This window comes from Cupriavidus sp. C3SS-1, from assembly GCF_057073755.1.
In genome coordinates this window covers 482,149-500,802 of record NZ_CP172699.1, presented here as the reverse complement: position 1 = coordinate 500,802, position 18,654 = coordinate 482,149, and the positions used below count along the sequence as shown (strand labels likewise).

Sequence of the window (18,654 nt, the reverse complement as noted above, 5' to 3'; positions counted from 1 at the left end):
TTCCTCGCTGCCTTAGTTGCGGACGGGCTTGCCGGTCTGCAGCATGCCCATGATGCGTTCCTGCGTCTTGCTGGTGCCGAGCAGGTCGACGAAGGCCTTGCGCTCGAGCGCGAGCAGCCATTGCTCGCTGACGAGCGAGCCGGCCTCGACGTCGCCGCCGCACACCACTTCGGCGATGCGCGCGGCGATCAGGAAATCGTGCGCGGAAATAAAGCCGCCGTCGCGCATATTGACCAGCGAGGCCTTGATGGTCGCAATGCCCGAGCGGCCGGCCACCGGCACCAGTGCCGGCAGCGGCGCGCGATAGCCGGCGTCGGCCAGCGCGCGCACCTGGTTCAGCGCTACATGGAGCAGTTCGTGCACGTTGAAGACGACCTTGTCCAAGTCCCGCAGGTAGCCCATCTGGCGGGCTTCGAGCGCCGATCCGGACACCTTGGCCATCGCCGCGTTCTGGAAGCGGCTGGTCAGGAACTGCAGGTAGTTGGTGCTGCCGGCCGCCTGCGCTGCGCGCGCTGCCGCCAATGCTGCTTCCTTCAAACCGCCGCCGGCGGGCACCAGGCCCACGCCCACTTCCACCAGGCCGATATAGGTTTCCAGCGCCGCCACGCGTGCCGCCGAATGCAGCATCAGTTCGCAGCCGCCGCCCAGCGCAATGCCCGATGCGGCCGATACCACGGGCACCGCCGCATACTTCACGCGCATCATGCCGTCCTGGAATTTCTTCACGAAGGGCTCGATGCCCTTGGCGCCGCCCATCATGAAGGCCGGCATCGCGGCTTCCAGGTTGGCGCCCGCGGAGAACGGGCCGCCCGGCGCGCCAAGCTGCAGCGATGTCGGCTGCCACACGACCAGTCCCTTGTATTCGGCTTCAGCAAGATCGATTGCGCGCGTCAGGCCGTCGATCACGTCCGGCCCGATGGTGTTCATCTTGCTCTTGAACGAGACCACCAGCACATCGTCCTCGCCCTCGGCGACCCAGATGCGCACGGCGTCGTTCTCCTCGACGGTGCGGCCGGCCTTGCGTGGATCCACGGCGGCCGTGCCCGCCAGCGCGGCGCGGAATACCTGGCGCCGATAGACCGGCAGCGTGCTGCGCGCGATGAACTGCTGCGTGGCCGGCGCCCACGAACCCTGCGCCGCATGCACGCCCTGGTTCTCGGCCACGGGTCCTTCGAACACCCACGCGGGCATCGGCGCATTGGACAGCGCCTTGCCTGCGCCGATATCTTCCTTCACCCACTCGGCCACCTGCTTCCAGCCGGCGGCTTGCCAGTCCTCGAACGGACCCGAGTTCCAGCCGAAGCCCCAGCGGATTGCCAGGTCGACATCGGCCGCCGAACCGGCGATCTGTTCGAGGTACACCGCGATGTAGTGGAACACGTCACGGAACACCGACCACAGGAACTGCGCCTGCGGATTGGTCGATTCGCGCAGCAGCTTGATGCGCTCCGCCGGCGCCTTCTTGAGCATGCGCACGACGATCTCGTCGGCCTTCTTGCCCGACTCGACATACTGGCCGGTCTTGGCGTCGAGCACCTTGATCGCCTTGCCTTCCTTCTTGTAGAAGCCGGCACCCGTCTTCTGGCCCAACGCGCCTGCATCGACCAGCCCTTTCAGCACGGCCGGAGTCTTGTAGACCGGCGCGAACGGATCGTCATGCAGGTTGTCTTGCATGGTCTTGATCACGTGAGCCATGGTGTCCAGGCCCACCACGTCGGCGGTGCGGAACGTGGCCGACTTGGCGCGGCCCAGTTTCGAGCCGGTCAGGTCGTCGACGATGTCGAACGGAATGCCGAATTTCTCGGCCTCGGCGAACACTGCCAGGATCGAGAAGATGCCCACGCGGTTGGCGATGAAGTTGGGCGTGTCCTTCGCGCGCACCACGCCCTTGCCCAACGTGGTGGTCAGGAAGGCTTCGAGCTTGTCGAGGATCTCCGGCTGCGTGGTCGCGGTCGGGATCAGCTCGACCAGGTGCATGTAGCGCGGCGGGTTGAAGAAGTGCACCCCGCAGAAGCGCGCCTTCAGGTCGGCGTCGAAGCCATCGGACAGTTCCGTGATCGACAAACCAGAGGTATTGCTCGCGAAGATGGTATTTGCGCCAAGATGCGGCGCGACCTTCTTGTACAGGTCGTGCTTCCAGTCCATGCGCTCGGCGATCGCCTCGATCACCACGTCGCATTCCTCGAGCAGGGCGATATCGTCTTCGTAGTTGGCGGCCTGGATCAGGCCGGCCTCGTCCTTGATGCCCAGCGGCGCGGGCGAGAGCTTCTTCAGGTTCTCGATGGCGCGCAGCGCGATCCCGCTCTTGGGGCCTTCCTTGGCCGGCAGGTCGAACAGCACCACCGGCACGCGCGCGTTGACGAGATGGGCGGCGATCTGCGCCCCCATGACGCCGGCGCCGAGCACGGCGACTTTCTTGACGATGAAATTGGACATGAGCGCTCCTGATGGATGTGAGCGTTTTGATGAAGGGCGACCCCTCCCTCCTGTCATGAGGAGAGAGGGCAGGCAATCAGGCCGTCAGAACAGGTCGGCGTCCAGCGCCATCAGCGTGGCCGAGCCGGCCCGCGCCTTGCGGATCTCGCCGGCCGTCTCCGGCAGCAGCTTGGCAAAGTAGAAACGCGCCGTCGCCAGCTTGGCGGTGTAGAACTTGTCGCCGCCGCCTTCTTTTTCGAGCGCGATCTTGGCCATGCGGGCCCAGAAGTACGAGAACACCAGGTGGCCCACCACACGCAGGTACGGCACCGCGGCGGCGCCCACTTCGTCTGCATTGCCCATGGCCTTCATGCCGATTTCCATGGTCAGCTTCTGCACCTTGTCGCCCAGGTCGGCAAGCGGGTTGATGAACTCCTGCATCGCTTCGTTGGTGCCCTCTTCCTCGACGAACGCCTGCACGATCTTGCCGAAGGCCTTCATCCTGGCGCCCATGTCGCCGAGGATCTTGCGGCCCAGCAGGTCCAGCGCCTGGATGGTGTTGGTGCCCTCGTAGATCATGTTGATGCGGGCGTCGCGCACGTACTGCTCCATGCCCCATTCGGAGATGTAGCCGTGGCCGCCGAACACCTGCATGCCTTCGTTGGTGCTGGTGAATGCGTTGTCGGTCAGGAAGGCCTTGATCACCGGCGTCAGCAGCGCCACCAGGTCGCCGGCCTGCTTGCGCACGGCCTCGTCGGGGTGCGACAGTTCGCGGTCGATCTGCAGCGCGGTCCAGTAGCTGAACGCGCGGCCGCCTTCGGCATAGGCCTTCTGCGTCAGCAGCATGCGACGCACGTCCGGATGCACAATGATCGGGTCGGCCGGCTTGTCCGGCGCCTTCGGGCCGGTCAGCGCACGCATCTGCAGGCGATCCTTGGCGTAGGCCACCGAGTTCTGGTACGCGACTTCGGTCAGGCCCAGGCCCTGCGCGCCGACGCCCAGGCGCGCGGCATTCATCATCACGAACATCGCGTTCAGGCCCTTGTTGGCCTCGCCCACCAGCCAGCCGCGCGCGCCATCGAGGTTCATCACGCAGGTGGCATTGCCGTGGATGCCCATCTTGTGCTCGATCGAGCCGCACTGGATGCCGTTGCGCTGGCCGGGGTTGCCGCTCGCGTCCGGAATGAACTTCGGCACGACGAACAGCGAGATGCCCTTGGTGCCCTGTGGGGCGTCCGGCAGGCGCGCCAGCACCAAATGGATGATGTTCTCGGCGAGGTCGTGCTCACCGGCGGAGATAAAGATCTTGGTGCCGGTCAGCAGGTAGGAACCGTCGGCCTGTGGTTCGGCTTTCGTGCGCAGGATGCCGAGGTCGGTGCCGCAATGCGGCTCGGTCAGGCACATGGTGCCGGTCCACACGCCCGATACCAGCTTGGGCAGGTACGCCTGCTGCAACGCCGGCGTGCCGTGCGCGTGCAGCGCCTCGTAGGCGCCGTGCGACAGGCCCGGGTACATGGTCCACGCCTGGCTGGCCGAGTTCAGCATCTCGTACAGCACGTTGTTAACCACGATCGGCAGGCCCTGCCCCCCGAAGGCCGGGTCGCAAGCCAGCGCCGGCCAGCCGGCTTCCACGTACTGGTCGTAGGCTTCCTTGAAGCCGGTCGGCGCCTTCACCACGCCGTCGCCGACGTAGGTGCAGCCTTCGCGGTCGCCCACCTGGTTGAGCGGGAACACCATGTCCGAGCAGAACTTGCCGGCTTCCTCGATGACCTGGTTGATGGTGTCCGCGTCGATGTCCGCGTGCGGCGGCATCGCCTTGAGTTCGGCTTCGGCGCCGAGCAGTTCATGAAGCACAAACTGCATGTCGCGCAACGGTGCGGTGTACTGGCCCATCAAAAGCTCCTTGGAGTTTCACGATGCCGCCACGCCGCCCGTGCGCCACCCGACAGGCGGGTGACACGGTCCGTACGCGACAGCCTCAGGTACGGTAAGACTGAATCAGTTTGTTGAGCGCGACCATGGCAAGCTCGGCGCTGTCCGGCAGGCGCAGGAAACGTGCGTCGTGATGCAGGCCCAGTTCAAGGCTGTACATCTCGAACAGCATCAGGCGCGGATCGCTGTCCGCGCGCAGGTGCCCCTCTTCCTTGGCCTGGCTGATGGCACGCGTCAGCGCCGATCGCCAGATGCTGACGCTCTTGACCAGCTCGTCACGCACCAGGCTTTCCGCGCGGTCGTCGTACTCGACGGCGCCGCTGATGTAGATGCATCCCGTCGTCACTTCCTGGATGCGTTTCTCCATCCACCGGCGCACCATCGACCACAGCCGAGGCAGCCCGCGCGGCTCATGCAGAGAAGGGTAAAACACCTCCTGCTCGAACCGCCGGTGATACTCGCGCACAACTTCCACCTGCAGGTCTTCGCGCGAACCGAAATGCGCGAAGACGCCGCTCTTGCTCATCTGCATGCGTTCCGCCAACAGCCCGATGGTCAGACCTTCGAGCCCGTCGCGGGACGACAATTCCAGTGCGGCATCCAGAATCGCCACGCGCGTCATCTCCCCCTTGCGCATCGGCGCGGGGGAAGCGGTGGCGGATTCAAGACGAGCTGACTGGTGTCGCATAATTATTTCTCCGTTCTTGTGGCGCCTTCACTGGGCACCACGTATGACCCTGACGTTGCTTATTGCATGCGGCGGCCGCTGAAATGCCGGTTTTCGCCGCGAATGCACGCAGTCTAAGCCAAAAAAGAACGGTCGTTCAGATTATTCTTTCGCGCCCCGTTGCCATCAAGCTTTTAATTAGACCCACGTTTCTAAACAGGCTGCGTTGCAACATCATCGCGCCGCCTGTTGCTTCAAGCCACGCAGACTGCATCGTGCTGCGAAGCAATACGTCGTGCGCCGCCCTAGTAGCGCCCCGTCACGCCGGCGATGACGACGCCAAAGCGCAACACCATGTACGCCGCCCAGTTCGCGACGCGCCTTAGCGAAGAGCGGCGTGCATGGGCTTCGGGCATGACGCGCACGCTGCACTGCGCGATGGCCCGCTCCAGTTCCCCACGCAAGCCGGCGGCGAAGGCCGGATCATAAATGCAGACGTTGGCCTCGCGCGCGAGCAGCAGGCTGAACGGATCCATATTGCTCGACCCGACCGTGGCCCACGACTGATCGACCACGCCGACCTTGGCGTGCAGGAAGCTTTCGGCGTACTCGTAGATCTCGACACCGGCGTCCAGCAAGCTGGCATAGAGCGCATGCGTAGCGAAATGCTGGAGACGGTATTCGACCCTGCCCTGCAACAGCAATCGTACCCGCACGCCGCGGGCGCGGCACGCGAGCAGCGCGCGCCGCATCTTGTGGCCGGGCAGGAAATACGCGTTGGCCAGGATCACGTCGTCACGGGCCACGCCCAGCGCGCGCAGGTATTCGCGCTCGATGGTGCGGCGGTTGCGCAGATTGTCGCGCAGCAGCAGCGCCGCCAGCACGCCGCCCGCGGTGTCCCGCCGTGGCGGCAGGTCGGTGACGAGCGGGTAGCCCGCCGCCGCGCCCGCCAGGCCCACGTCGTGCAATTCGCCGCGCAGCGAGAGCCGCCACCACAGCCGTTCGGCCGTCAGTGCAATGCGGTCCACCAGCGGCCCGCTGACTTCGACGGCGAAGTCGTAGCGGGCCCCCAGCCCTGCCTGCTCGAATGGCCCGTGATTGTAGTCGTCGATGATGTTGATGCCACCCACGAACGCCACGCGCCGGTCAATCACCGCCAGCTTGCGGTGCAGGCGGCGCAGGTGCCGGCGCGCCAGCCGAAAGCCGCTCAGGACGCGGTAGACACGCAGTTGCACGCCGCCGTCCCGCAGGCGCTGCGCGAGCTCCCCGGACATGTCGCCGGCACCGAAACCGTCCACCGTGAGCCGTACCGATACGCCGCGCGCCACCGCACGGACCAGCGCGTCGCTGACGGCGCGGCCGACGTCGTCGTCGGCATAGATATAGGTCTCGACGATGACCTGGAAGGCCGCTGCATCGATGGCCTCGATCAGCGCCGGGAAGAAATCGCCCCCCCCGCTGAGCAGGCGTACCTGATTGCCCCCCACCGGCTTGCTATGCCTACCGGCCCAGCGCAGCAGGCGCCGCCGTCCCGCGGGCGCGGCCGTGGTGCCGGTGTCGCCGTCCCGCGCCGCAACCTGCGCCACGGCGGCGGCACGCGTGGCGGCCAGCTTGTCGGTGTCGGATATCCGTGACATGACGCGATTATGGAACACAAGGCGCCATCTGCACATCGTGCGGCGCATCTCTGCTATCGTCGATGCACTCAGGCACCCAGGGACAGCACTGTGAAGGTATTCGGCATCACCGGCTCGTCGGGCAGCGGCAAGACCACGCTGCTCGACGCGCTGATCCCGCGCTTCGTCGCCACCGGCATGCGGGTCAACGGCATCAAGCACACGCACCACGGCTTCGACCCCGATACACCGGGCAAGGACTCCTGGCGCATGCGCGAGTCCGGCTGCAGCAATGTGGTGCTGGTCGGCGCGCGACACTTGACGCTGATGCGCCATTACCCCGAGGATGTCCCGTCGCCGGAACTCGACGATGCGCTCGCCGTGCTGCCGGCGGATACCGACCTGGTCCTGGTCGAAGGCTACAAACGCAGCGATTTCCCGAAGCTCGAAGTGTTTCGCCCATCGCTGGGGCGTGCGCCCCTATGGGATGAAGTACCTGGTGTGGTCGCCGTGGCCACCGATGCGCCGCAAGCCGTGGCGCAGATGACGTCCCTGCCGGTGCTGGACCTGGGCGATCCCGACGCGATCTTTCAGTTCATCCACAGCCGGCTGGACCAGGCCCAAACCGGCTAGGCGGCCTTCCCGCCGGCCGCGCTGCCGTCATCGGCGTTCTGTGCCAGCTCCGCCACCAGCGGCACGTGGTCCGAGCGCTGCGCCCAGTCGCGCCCGGTCAGGGCATGCGCCCGCTCGATCTCGAAGCCGCGCACGTAGATGCGGTCGAGTTGCCACCACGGCATGTGGCTCGGAAACGTATGCAGGCGCGCGCCGCGTGCGTGAGACGCTTCCACCGCGCCAAGCGTGTTGCAGATCTGCGCGTCGAGCCGGTGGTTCCAGTCGTTGAAATCGCCGGCGATCACCAGCGGCGCCGAGGGCGGCACCACGTTGCGCACGCGCTCGACCAGCGCCTCGGCCTGGCGCGCGCGACTGCGCGCGAACAGGCCGAAATGCACGCAGATCAGGTGGGCTTCCCTGCCGTTCACGTCGGCCACCGCATGCAACAGCCCGCGCTGCTCGAAGCGGTGATCGGAGATATCGAGGTTCTCCGACATCAGGATCGGATGTCGCGACAGGATCGCGTTGCCGTGGTGGCCATGTTCGTAGACAGCGTTGCGCCCATACACGGAGTGCGGGTAAGCATCCGTGGCCAGGTAGTTCAGCTGCGTGTGCTCGGGATCGAACAGCGCCGCGGCGACCAGTCGGTCGTTGCGGTCCTGGACCTCCTGCAGGAACACGATATCGGCGTCCATGGCCTGCAGCCCTGCGCGCACGTTCTGGATTCGGGGGCGGCGCGAAATGCCGGTCACGCCCTTGTGGATGTTGTAGGTGACCACGCGCAGCTTCATCAACCCGCTCCACAGACGGCCGGCCTGCCCGCACCGCGCCAGGCAAGCTGGCGCACCGCCTCCGCGTTGCTGCTGGAGAAGCACTGTTGCGCGGCGGCTTCCCATGGCAGCCAGCGCGACTGCAGGTGCTCGCGTGGCGCAAGCGTCACGGGCAGCGGCCCGGATACGCACAGGCCAAACCAGTGTTCGGTGTTGCGCGTGACGCCGGCCTCATACCGGTGGCGCCACTGCGGATAGATGTCGTACTGGATGGTGTGCTGCCAGTCGGCGAGCTGGTGTTCGCCGGCGATGATGCCGGTCTCCTCGAACACTTCGCGCGCGGCGGTCAGCGCCAGCGGCTCGTCATGGGTGTCCAGGCTGCCGGTCACGGACTGCCAGAAGCCCGGCCGATCGGCGCGCTCCAGCAACAGCACTTGGAGATCTGGCGTGTAGATCACGACCAGCACGGATTCAGGGATCTTGTAGGACATGGAACATGGGTCCGATGGACACCCCCAAGGATAGCGCAGCCGCGCCCGCTTGCGACGCCAATGACCGCCGCGTTCAGGCGGCGTCGCGTTCGGTTTCGGGGTGCATCGGGTCGATGCTCAGCCAGGTGTCGAAGACGTCGGGCGCGTCGCCGTGCCCCCAGGCTTCGCGCAGTTGCTGCATCAGCGGCGCAAGCGCTTCCCGGTAGCGCAGCGCGGCGTCGCGCGCCTGGAATGCCAGGTCGTCGGCACTGCCCTGCGCCTGCTCGCGCAGGATGCCGCGCTGCTGGACGATTTCCTTTTCGCGCTGGCCCAGGGCGTTGTACTTCTGGATCAGGAAGCGCTGGTGATCGCCGGCTTCCTCACGCTGTGCCGAGCGGGCGTTCGCCTGTTCGAAGCGCATCACGATGCTGGCGGTCTCCTGCTCGACGTGGGCCGCCTCGGCCTCGAGCGCACGGAGCGCGTCCTGCCGGCGCAGGGCGTCGCGGCGGCTGTCCTGCACGCGCGCGGCTTCTTCCTCGAAGGTGCGCTGCGCGAACAGGTAGGCCTGCACCACGGGCTGCGGCGCCACCACCAGCAGCGGATCGGCACCGGCGGCACGCTGGCCGCTCAACAGGGCATCGTCGGGAATGCGCAGGTTGCCCAGCTCTTCCAGCCAGCGGCCGCGCGCCATCACGGCGGCCACGGTGTCCAGCGCCACGTGGCGCAGGGCGTCGGCACGCTTCGATTCCACCGGCTCGACCACGGTCCCCCCGCTGGTCGCCTGCGCGGCGGCGTGGGCAATGTCGGGCACACAGGCCGCCACTGTCGTTGCCACCGATTCCGACATGGCCCGCGCCGACTTGCGTACCGCGCGGCGCAGCTCGAAGCGTGCCAGCAGCATCATGACCAGGCCGGCCACCAGCCAGGTCACGAGCGTTTCGGCATGGGCCAGCAGGAACTGGCGGATCAGGTCTGTATCCAGGTTCACGTTATTTTCCTCCCGCGCCGGCCACCTTGAATGCGGGAGCTCGGTCAACGCCTAGATAAAAGAGACACTGCGAGCCCGGGCGATGTTCCGACCAGTAACAAATGGAAACTTTGGCGCGCTGTCCGGCTCCGGAATCACTTCGACCAGAAACGAAAAAACCGCGCCACAAGGCGCGGTTTTTTTGTCGGTCGCAACCGTCAGGCTCAGACCGTGGTCTTCGGCTCGGTGGCGCGCAGGCGGATATGGAGTTCGCGCAGCTGCTTTTCGTCGACCGCGCTCGGCGCCTGCGTCAGCAGGTCCTGGGCGCGCTGGGTTTTCGGGAAGGCGATCACGTCGCGGATCGAATCGGCACCGGCCATCATGGTGACGATACGGTCCAGGCCGAACGCCAGGCCGCCATGCGGAGGTGCGCCATACTGCAGCGCATCAAGCAGGTAGCCGAACTTGGCGCGGGCTTCCTCGTCGCTGATCTTCAGCGCGCGGAACACCTTGCTCTGGATGTCCGAGCGATAGATACGGACCGAACCGCCGCCCATTTCCCAGCCGTTCAGCACCATGTCGTAGGCCTTGGCGATGCACTTGCCCGGGTCGGTTTCCAGGTACTGCAGGTGCTCGTCCTTGGGGCTGGTGAACGGGTGGTGCATGGCGACCCAGCGCGCGTCTTCCTCGTCGTACTCGAACATCGGGAAGTCGATCACCCACAGCGGCTTCCACACGTCTTCGAACAGGCCGTTGGCCTTGCCGAATTCCGAGTGGCCGATCTTCAGGCGCAGCGCGCCGATGGCGTCGTTGACCACCTTGGCCTTGTCGGCGCCGAAGAAGATGATGTCGCCGTCCTGGGCGCCGGTGCGCTTCAGGATCTCGGCAATGGCCGCGTCATGCAGGTTCTTGACGATCGGCGACTGCAGGCCGTCACGGCCCTTGGCGACTTCGTTGACCTTGACCCAGGCCAGGCCCTTGGCGCCGTAGATGCCGACGAACTGGGTGTAGGCGTCGATCTCGCCGCGCGAAATCGCACTGCCACCCGGCACGCGCAGGCCGACCACGCGGCCGTTGTCGCTGTTGGCGGGGCCCGAGAACACCTTGAAGTCGACGTCCTTCATCACGTCGGTCAGATCGGTGAATTCGAGCTTCACGCGCAGGTCCGGCTTGTCCGAGCCGAAGCGGGCCATGGCTTCGCGGAACTCCATCACCGGGAACTTCGCGTCCAGGTCGACGTCGATGGCGTTCTTGAACACCACGCGCATCATGTCCTCGAACAGGTCACGGATTTCCTGTTCGGTAAGGAACGACGTCTCGCAGTCGATCTGCGTGAATTCCGGCTGGCGGTCGGCGCGCAGGTCTTCGTCGCGGAAGCACTTGGTGATCTGGTAGTAGCGGTCGAAGCCCGACACCATCAGCATCTGCTTGAAGATCTGCGGCGATTGCGGCAGCGCGAAGAAGTGGCCCGGGTTCACGCGCGACGGCACCAGGTAGTCGCGCGCGCCTTCCGGCGTGCTCTTGCCGAGCATCGGCGTTTCGATGTCGATAAAGCCTTGCGCATCGAGGAACTTGCGGACTTCCATCGCCACCTTGTAGCGCAGGCGCAGGTTGTACTGCATCTGCGGACGGCGCAGGTCCAGCACGCGGTGCGTCAGGCGGGTGGTTTCCGACAGGTTGTCGTCGTCGAGCTGGAACGGCGGCGTGACCGACGGGTTCAGCACGGTCAGTTCATGGCACAGCACCTCGATCTTGCCCGAGGTCAGGTTGGTGTTCTCGGTGCCGGCCGGGCGCGGACGCACCTTGCCGGTAATGCGGATGCAGAACTCGTTGCGGATCTCTTCCGCGGCCTTGAACATCTCCGGGCGGTCCGGGTCGCACACCACCTGCACCAGGCCTTCGCGGTCGCGCAGGTCGATGAAGATCACGCCGCCATGGTCGCGGCGGCGCTGCACCCAGCCGGTCAGGGCCACTTCCTGGCCCGAAAGTTGTTCGGTCACCAGACCGCAGTAGTGAGTACGCATGGAGGACATAGATGTTTCCCGGTAATACGCGACCGCCCGCCGGGCGGCCCGTGATCAATTGGTATGCGAAGGATCGGCCGTCTCGACCGCTGCCGCGTGGCCGGCATCAGCGCCGGTCGCCCTGGCAGGGCTGACGGGATCCGCCGGGCGGCTCGGGCCGCCGTTTTTGCGGGGCAGGTCCGCCGGTGCCACCACGCCCATCGATACGATGTACTTGAGCGCGGCGTCGACGGTCATGTCGAGTTCGATGGTGTCGGCCTTGGGCATCATCAGGAAGAAGCCCGAGGTCGGATTGGGCGTGGTCGGCACGTAGACGCTGACGTATTCGCCCTGCAGGTGGTTCTGCACATCGCCGCCCGGACGGCCGGTCAGGAAGGCGATGGTCCACGAGCCTTCACGCGGGTACTGCACGAGCAGCGCCTTGCGGAAGGCATTGCCCGACGACGACAGCAGCGTGTCGGAGACCTGCTTGACGCTGGTGTAGATCGGGCCCACCACCGGGATATGGCCCAGCAGCGCTTCCCACCAGCGCACCAGGCGCTGGCCGATGAAATTGTGCGCGAGCAGCCCGACCAGCAGGATGCACAGCAGCGTCAGGATGGCGCCAAGGCCGGTCACGCGCTTGCCGAATAGCAGCTGGTCCGGGCGCCAGGCCTCGGGCAGCAGCGCCAGGCTCTGGTCCATGGTGCCGATGACCAGGCTGAGCACCCACAGCGTGATGCCCAGCGGCACGAGCACCAGCAACCCGGTCAGGAACCAGGTCTTCAGCGCGGAGGTTTTCTTAGCGACCACGGCCGTCCTGCGTTCAGTGGCAGGCGCAGGCGCTGCCGCAACCGCCAGCGGCGGGCGCCGAGGAAGCCGTGGTGCTGGCGGACGATTCGGTCGATGCCGCAGCCGTGCTCTCGGCAGCGGCAGGCGCCGCCGCGCCGGAGGTCGCCGCGGCGCTGGTGCCGCCGCTGCCACCGCGGAAATCGGTCACGTACCAGCCCGAACCCTTGAGCTGGAAACCGGCCGCGGTCAGCTGCTTCTTGAAGCTTCCGGCGGCGCCGCAGGACGGGCAGTCGGTCAGCGGAGCGTCGCTCATCTTCTGCAGCACATCGCGCCCGTGGCCGCAGGCGTCGCAACGGTAGGCATAGATCGGCATGGTATGTCTTTGGCGAAAAATCAGGATCGGAACAACGCAGGCGTCGTCCGCGCGAGCGCGCGCGACGATGCAAAGCCTTGAATTATAAACCCTTACGGGGTTGCCTGACGGGAGGAAATACGGGCACGAAGCAGCACATTCGGCCGCCAGGACCGGCCACGTGCCACCAGGCAGCCGTCCCGCCGAGGTAGCGGTCAGGCGATATGTACTTCCTGGACCGGCGCATGATCCGCAATCCACTGCGGCAGCAGCGATCCGACCACCATGCCGCTGATCGAGAACAGCAGGCCGACCATCTGCGGCGGCATGGTTGCGTCGGCGAACGCGATCTCGCAGGTCAGCCAGGACCCGAGGCCCAGCAGGATGGCCGCCAGGCCGCCCTGGCGCGTGGCGGGCTTCCAGAACATGCCGAAGGCCAGCGGCACGAACGACGACACCAGCGTGACCTTGTAGGCATTTTCGACCATATGGAAGATCGACAGGTGCGAGTTCAGCGCGAACAGGGTCACCAGCCCCGTGAACACCAGCACGACCGTCTGCATCACGCGCAGGAACTTGCGGTCGTCGAGATGCCGGAAATACGGCCGCAGGATGTTCTCGGCGAACGTCACCGAGGGCGCCAGCAGCGTCGCCGAGGCGCAGCTCTTGATGGCCGACAGCAGCGCGCCGAAGAACATCACCTGCGCGAACATCGGCGCGTGCTGCAGGATCAGCTGCGGCAGGATCAGCTGGGAATCCGAGTTGATGTATTTCGCCACCATGCCCGGATCGATCAGCGTGGCCGAATAGGCCAGGAACATCGGGATGAAGGCGAAGAAGAAATACAGCACGCCGCCCAGCACCGACGCGCGCCCGGCAATCTTTTCGGTGCGCGACGACGTCACGCGCTGGAACACGTCCTGCTGCGGAATCGAGCCGAGCATCATGGTGAACAGCGCCGCCGCAAACCCGATGATCTGCACCAGGTCCAGCGAGGGCAGGAACTCGAACTTGCCGGCTGCCGCCGCATGCGACACCACCGCCACCACGCCGCCGGCCTGGCCGCTGACCTCGTAGCCGATGTAGAGCATGCCCACCACGATGATGATCATCTGGAGGAAGTCCGTCACCGCCACCGCCCACATGCCGCCGAACAGCGTGTACACGAGCACGCTGGCCGCGCCGATCATCATGCCGGCGTCCTGCGACAGCGCGCCGTCGGAGACCGTGTAGAACACCAGCCCGAGCGCCTTGATCTGCGCCGCCACCCAGCCCAGGTAGGACACCACGATGCACAGCGTGGTCAGCACCTCGGCCAGCCGCCCGTAGCGGTTGTGGTAGTAGTCGCCGATGGTGAGCAGGTTCATCCGGTACAGCGGCCGCGCGAAGAACAGGCCCACCAGGATCAGGCACAGCGACGAGCCGAACGGGTCCGAGACCACGCCGGACAGGCCTTCTTTCAGGAATACCGCGGGAATGCCCAGCACGGTTTCGGAACCGAACCAGGTGGCGAAGACGGTGGCGGTGACCACGTAGAACGGCAGGCTGCGCCCGGCCACGGCGAAATCGGCGGTGTTGCGCACGCGCAGCGCGGCCCACAAGCCGATGCCGACCGAGATTACCCAGTAGATGATGACGAACCAGATCAGCATGCCGCTGCCCTATGCAGAAAGTGCCCTTGTGGCGAGAAACCGAATGCCGGGGCGCAGGTGCTGGGCTGCCGTCCCGGAGTCCAATTCATCGGTCGGGGCCGCTTGAGGGGCATTGCGACGCCGGTCCCCTGAGCGGGATGGCGCACTTGGCCTGCGGTCGTAGCCGAATCAAAACGCGGATTATAGCGACGCAGAACTTGGCCGGCGAAGAAAAATCCGATGCCGGGCCCGATCGGGCCGGCCGTGCAGCGTAACGGCCACAGCGCAGGCGCCGGACTGTTGCGCCGCCGCCTGCGTCAGGCCCGGCGGCGCCAGACCTGCCAGCGCTCCTGCCCTTCGAAGACCGGCAGCGGTGCGGCGGACGGGCGGTCATCGATCCGTTCGAAGGCGGGCTCCAGCAGGGCATCCAGGTCGGACGCCAGCATCGCAAACGGCGGCCCGCCGCGCTTGTCGCCCAGAAAGAAATAACCGGCCAGCAAGCCACCGGCCGGCAGCAGCGCCGCCACGCGTTCGGCGTAGGCTTCCCGCAGCGTCGGCGGCAGCGCGCAGAGAAAGGCGCGCTCGTAGATCAGTTCGCAGCGCGGCTCCGGCGTATAGGCGAAAAAATCCGCCTCGCGCACGATCGCGGCGGCCGGGCCCAGCGCACGGCGGGCCGAGGCGACCGCCTGCGGCGAAAAGTCGATCGCCGTGACCGGCCAGCCGCGCTCGAACAGCCAGCCCGCTTCCCAGCCGTTGCCGCAGCCGGGTACCAGCGTCGGGCACGGCGTCTTGCCGGTCACGAACTGCTGGAACTCCGCCGGCACGCCTTGCAGGTCCCAGGGCGTGAAGCCTTGTTCGAAGCGCTCGTCCCAGAACGCCGGGTCCGCGGCATTGCGGGTGGTGAAGGACGGCGGGCTGGCTGCCTTGTCGGCCGGGTTCATGTGGTCTCTCCTTCGAGGCGTCAGTAGCCGGACCACGCCAGCAGATGGGTCAGCACGATGCCGGCCAGGAAGCCGCCGACCAGCAGCAGCACGGTGCCGACCAGCCGGTTGGTGCGGCGCTGCTCGGTGACGAGCATGGCCAGCAGCCGCTCCTGCTCGCCATTGGTGTTCAGCGCGCGGCGCTCCAGGAACTGGTGCGCCAGGCGCGGGAAGTCGGGCAGCATCTTGGCCCACAGCGGCGCCTCGACCTGGATCCGTTCCCACGCGCCCTTCCAGCCCACCTGCTCGTGCATCCAGCGTTCAAGGAACGGCTTTGCGGTTTTCCACAGGTCCAGGTCGGGGTCGAGCTGGCGGCCCAGGCCTTCGATATTGAGCAGCGTCTTCTGCAGCAGCACCAGCTGCGGCTGGATCTCGACGTTGAAGCGGCGCGAGGTCTGGAACAGGCGCATCAGCACCATGCCCAGCGAGATTTCCTTGAGCGGCTTGTCGAAGTACGGCTCGCAGCAGGCGCGCACCGCGCTTTCGAGTTCTTCCACGCGAGTGTCGGGCGGCACCCAGCCCGATTCCACGTGCAGCAGCGCCACGCGGTGATAGTCGCGGCGGAAGAAGGCGATGAAATTCTGCGCCAGGTAGTTCTTGTCGAATTCCGACAGCGCGCCGACGATGCCGAAGTCCAGCGCGATATAGCGGCCAAAGGTTTCCGGCTGCACCGATACCAGGATGTTGCCGGGGTGCATGTCGGCATGGAAGAAGCCGTCGCGGAACACCTGCGTGAAGAAGATCTCGACGCCCTCTTCCGCGAGCTGGTGCATGTCGACGCCGGCCGCCTTGAGCGATTCGGTGCGCGAGATCGGGATGCCGTGCATGCGCTCCATCACGAACACCGTGCTGCTGCACCAGTCCCAGAACACTTCGGGCACCAGCAGCAGGTTGGTATCGGCAAAGTTGCGGCGCAGCTGGCTGGCGTTGGCCGCCTCGATCATCAGGTCGAGTTCGTCGTGCAGGTACTTGTCGAACTCGGCCACCACCTCGCGCGGCTTCAGGCGCTTGCCGTCGGCCCAGAAACGCTCGAGCCAGGTGGCCATGTCGCGCATCAGCGCCAGGTCGCTGTCGATCACCGGCAGCATGCCGGGCCGCAGCACCTTGACGGCCACCTCGCGGCCATGGTTCGGGCCGCCCCGCAGCGTGGCGAAGTGCACCTGCGCGATGGACGCGCTGGCCACGGGCTGATGCTCGAACGTCTCGAACAGCTCGTCGAGCGAGCGCCCGAGCGAACGCTCGACGATCCGCACGGCCACCGCCGAGTCGAAAGGCGGCACCTGGTCCTGCAACATCGCCAGCTCGTCGGCGATATCCGGCGGCATCAGGTCGCGGCGCGTGGACAGGACCTGGCCGAACTTGACGAAGATCGGCCCAAGCTTGGTCAGCGCCAGCCGCAGCCGCTCGCCGCGCGGCATGTCCAGCTTGCGCCCGATGGTCATGACGCGGACCAGGAAGCGGATCTTGCGGTTCTGGAAACCGGACAGCACAAGCTCGTCCAGCCCGTAGTACAGGATGACGAAGAGGATCTTGCCGAGGCGCAGAAGGCGGGTCATGCGACGGAGTTCAGGAAACGGTGGCGCTGCGCGAGGCGGGCGGCAGCAGAAATTGGCGTCATGCCGGCGGCGCGATCAGCGATGGGCGGACGGCAGCGCCGTCGACCCGGCGGGACGGGCGCGCTCGAGCCGCTCCAGGCGTTTCTCCAGGCGGGCCAGGTCATCGCGCAGGCGGCCCACGTCGGCGCCAAAGCCGTCCAGCGCCCCATGGCGCACCAGCGTCGGCTTTTCATCCAGCAGGTACTCGGTGACGTTCTCGACCAGCGTGCGCCCGACGCGCGTAGCCTGCTCATGGGCCTGGCGCGCGCCATCGACCATGCGCTGGGCCAGGCTGTCGCTGAGCGGGCCGCCGAGGATCCCGCGAAACGCGCGCGACAAGTCCTCGGCCGCGTCCCAGCGCAGGTTGCGCGCCAGCATCGAAACCGTGTTGGCCAGCTCGGCGTCGCCTTCGATGCGCACATGGCGCATCGCCGCGGCCTGGCCGCCGTCCGCCACGTCGGCGGCAACCAGCGGCCATTGCTGCAGCGGCACCAAAATCGTGACCGCCGGCGCTTCGGCCGCGGGCGCCAGCTCGATGGCACCGTCCTCGGTCACGCGCAGCGACAGCGCGAACGCGGCCGCGTCGAGCCGGACCACGCGGCCGGCAAACGCCGCCAGTTGGCCACGGGCCCAGGGTTCCTGTTCGAGCAGGTGGTTCAGCGCGGCAACGGCGGGCGCGGCCAGGGCGGAAGGCAGAGGGTTCATGGCGATTGGCTTGCTGCGAACGGCTGGACAGGCAGGGCCGGCAAAAGCGCCGGGCGCCGCCTCCAAACGGAAAAGGCCCGCGCTTGCGCACGGGCCCTCCATTCTAAGCTACTCCCCGCTGGCGTCGCCGCCATGGGGCACTGACTGCACTCAGGATTCCTGCTGGATACCGGCCAGCAGCCAGCCGCCCGTTCCGGAAACCGGCTTGGCCAGGTTCCAGACCTCGGCGAACGGCTGCGCCGCTTCGCCGGCGCGCTCGCGGATCATGCCCGAGAAGCGCACGCTGGCCAGGTGCTGGGTCGGCGACGATTCAATGCCCAGCATCTGCGCTTCCAGCGTGACCACGTCCGTCTTGTTGACTTCGGTGCCGCGCTCGGCCAGGTCCATCTTGATCTCGGCAAACATTTCCGGCGTCGTGAATTCGCGGATGTCGTCGAGGTTGCCGGCATCCCACGCCGCCTGCAGGCGCACGAAATGCACCTTGGCATTGCGCAGGAAGGCTTCGGTGTCGAAGTCGGCCGGCACGCCCCACGGCTGCTGGGCCACGGTATCGCCGGCGAGCGGCGCGGCGCTCGCGGCGGGCATCACCGGATTCGCGGCCGGCGTCGGCGTCTGCTGGCGCAGCATCGGCTCGGCGTTGCCGCCCATGCCGCCCACATTGCCGGCACCGGCGTAGGCCGGCTGCTGGCTGCGCTGGCTGCCGCCACGGAACTTGCGGATCAGCCAGATCACCACGAACGCGACCAGGGCAATCAGGATCAGGTTGGCCAGGAAGCTGGCCGCCGCGCCGCCCAGGCCAAAGTGCGACAGCAGCGCCGCAATGCCCAGACCCGCGGCAAGGCCGCCAAGCATGCCCGCCCAGTTGCGCTTGGGCTTTGCCGCGGCTGCGGCTGCGCCGGCAGCCCCGGCGGTGGCCGGCGCAGCCTGCTGCGCAGGTTGCTGGGCCGGCTGTTGCGACGGCGTTTGCTGTGCCGGCGCCTGCTGGCGCTGCTGCGTCACGGTGGACGATTGCTTGCCGATGCTGCGCGAACCGCCCATGCGCTTGGCATTGGCGTCCAGCGCCGCGCCGAGCGCGATCGCGGCAATCAGCGACCCCACCAGGAATTTTCCGCGAATCGAAGACATGTTCAGTGATCCCTTGTCAGTT

At 66.7% G+C, this 18,654-nt stretch carries 16 protein-coding genes; 1 reads left to right on the top strand and 15 read right to left on the bottom strand.

Translation table 11 applies throughout. From position 1 onward, the window contains the following. Positions 1 to 12: 12 nt before the first annotated feature. From ACIGJC_RS02365 to clsB, 4 genes are all read right to left on the bottom strand, one after another. Complete coding sequence (locus ACIGJC_RS02365) at positions 13 to 2,436, bottom strand: 3-hydroxyacyl-CoA dehydrogenase/enoyl-CoA hydratase family protein (RefSeq protein WP_483710428.1); 2,424 nt, start codon at positions 2,434 to 2,436, stop codon at positions 13 to 15. An 84-nt stretch (positions 2,437 to 2,520) separates the two neighbouring features. After that, a complete protein-coding gene (locus ACIGJC_RS02360; RefSeq protein ID WP_483710427.1) occupies positions 2,521 to 4,308 on the bottom strand; it encodes an acyl-CoA dehydrogenase C-terminal domain-containing protein in 1,788 nt (595 codons plus the stop codon). A gap of 85 nt (positions 4,309 to 4,393) precedes the next feature. Then, on the bottom strand, positions 4,394 to 4,984 hold the full coding sequence (locus ACIGJC_RS02355; protein WP_211948946.1) for a TetR/AcrR family transcriptional regulator: 591 nt from the start codon (positions 4,982 to 4,984) through the stop codon (positions 4,394 to 4,396). A gap of 335 nt (positions 4,985 to 5,319) precedes the next feature. Beyond that, positions 5,320 to 6,651: a cardiolipin synthase ClsB gene (gene clsB / locus ACIGJC_RS02350; RefSeq protein WP_483710426.1), complete on the bottom strand. Its 1,332-nt coding sequence runs from the start codon at positions 6,649 to 6,651 to the stop codon at positions 5,320 to 5,322. Between the two features lie 90 nt (positions 6,652 to 6,741). On the opposite strand from clsB, the gene mobB reads away from it, so the two are divergent. Next, positions 6,742 to 7,263 carry a molybdopterin-guanine dinucleotide biosynthesis protein B gene (gene mobB / locus ACIGJC_RS02345; RefSeq protein ID WP_483710425.1) on the top strand — a complete coding sequence of 174 codons (522 nt, stop codon included), beginning with the start codon at positions 6,742 to 6,744 and terminating at the stop codon, positions 7,261 to 7,263. Here mobB and ACIGJC_RS02340 read toward each other — a convergent pair. The 11 genes from ACIGJC_RS02340 to ACIGJC_RS02290 all read right to left on the bottom strand — a co-directional run bounded on the left by ACIGJC_RS02340 (position 7,260) and on the right by ACIGJC_RS02290 (position 18,632). Beyond that, entirely contained in the window at positions 7,260 to 8,033 is a 774-nt protein-coding gene (locus ACIGJC_RS02340; RefSeq protein ID WP_483710424.1) for an endonuclease/exonuclease/phosphatase family protein, read from the bottom strand. The genes mobB and ACIGJC_RS02340 overlap by 4 nt on opposite strands. After that, positions 8,033 to 8,503 carry a dihydroneopterin triphosphate diphosphatase gene (nudB, locus tag ACIGJC_RS02335; RefSeq protein WP_483710423.1) on the bottom strand — a complete coding sequence of 157 codons (471 nt, stop codon included), beginning with the start codon at positions 8,501 to 8,503 and terminating at the stop codon, positions 8,033 to 8,035. Before nudB ends, ACIGJC_RS02340 begins: the two co-directional genes overlap by 1 nt. A 73-nt stretch (positions 8,504 to 8,576) precedes the next feature. Continuing rightward, positions 8,577 to 9,470: a hypothetical protein gene (locus ACIGJC_RS02330; RefSeq protein ID WP_483710422.1), complete on the bottom strand. Its 894-nt coding sequence runs from the start codon at positions 9,468 to 9,470 to the stop codon at positions 8,577 to 8,579. Between the two features lie 203 nt (positions 9,471 to 9,673). After that, entirely contained in the window at positions 9,674 to 11,482 is a 1,809-nt protein-coding gene (gene aspS / locus ACIGJC_RS02325; RefSeq protein ID WP_483710421.1) for an aspartate--tRNA ligase, read from the bottom strand. Between the two features lie 45 nt (positions 11,483 to 11,527). Further along, complete coding sequence (locus ACIGJC_RS02320) at positions 11,528 to 12,265, bottom strand: DUF502 domain-containing protein (protein ID WP_483710420.1); 738 nt, start codon at positions 12,263 to 12,265, stop codon at positions 11,528 to 11,530. A 13-nt stretch (positions 12,266 to 12,278) separates the two neighbouring features. Then, positions 12,279 to 12,617 carry an FmdB family zinc ribbon protein gene (locus ACIGJC_RS02315; RefSeq protein ID WP_483710419.1) on the bottom strand — a complete coding sequence of 113 codons (339 nt, stop codon included), beginning with the start codon at positions 12,615 to 12,617 and terminating at the stop codon, positions 12,279 to 12,281. A 194-nt stretch (positions 12,618 to 12,811) separates the two neighbouring features. After that, entirely contained in the window at positions 12,812 to 14,248 is a 1,437-nt protein-coding gene (locus ACIGJC_RS02310) for a high affinity choline transporter 1 (protein ID WP_483710418.1), read from the bottom strand. A gap of 296 nt (positions 14,249 to 14,544) precedes the next feature. Beyond that, entirely contained in the window at positions 14,545 to 15,168 is a 624-nt protein-coding gene (locus tag ACIGJC_RS02305; protein ID WP_483710417.1) for a methyltransferase domain-containing protein, read from the bottom strand. A gap of 20 nt (positions 15,169 to 15,188) precedes the next feature. Continuing rightward, positions 15,189 to 16,763, bottom strand: coding sequence for a ubiquinone biosynthesis regulatory protein kinase UbiB (gene ubiB, locus ACIGJC_RS02300; RefSeq protein ID WP_483710416.1), 1,575 nt, complete (start codon positions 16,761 to 16,763; stop codon positions 15,189 to 15,191). Between the two features lie 75 nt (positions 16,764 to 16,838). Then, on the bottom strand, positions 16,839 to 17,507 hold the full coding sequence (locus ACIGJC_RS02295) for a ubiquinone biosynthesis accessory factor UbiJ (protein WP_483710415.1): 669 nt from the start codon (positions 17,505 to 17,507) through the stop codon (positions 16,839 to 16,841). 150 nt (positions 17,508 to 17,657) lie between these two features. After that, entirely contained in the window at positions 17,658 to 18,632 is a 975-nt protein-coding gene (locus ACIGJC_RS02290; protein ID WP_483710414.1) for a Tim44 domain-containing protein, read from the bottom strand. Positions 18,633 to 18,654: the final 22 nt, after the last annotated feature.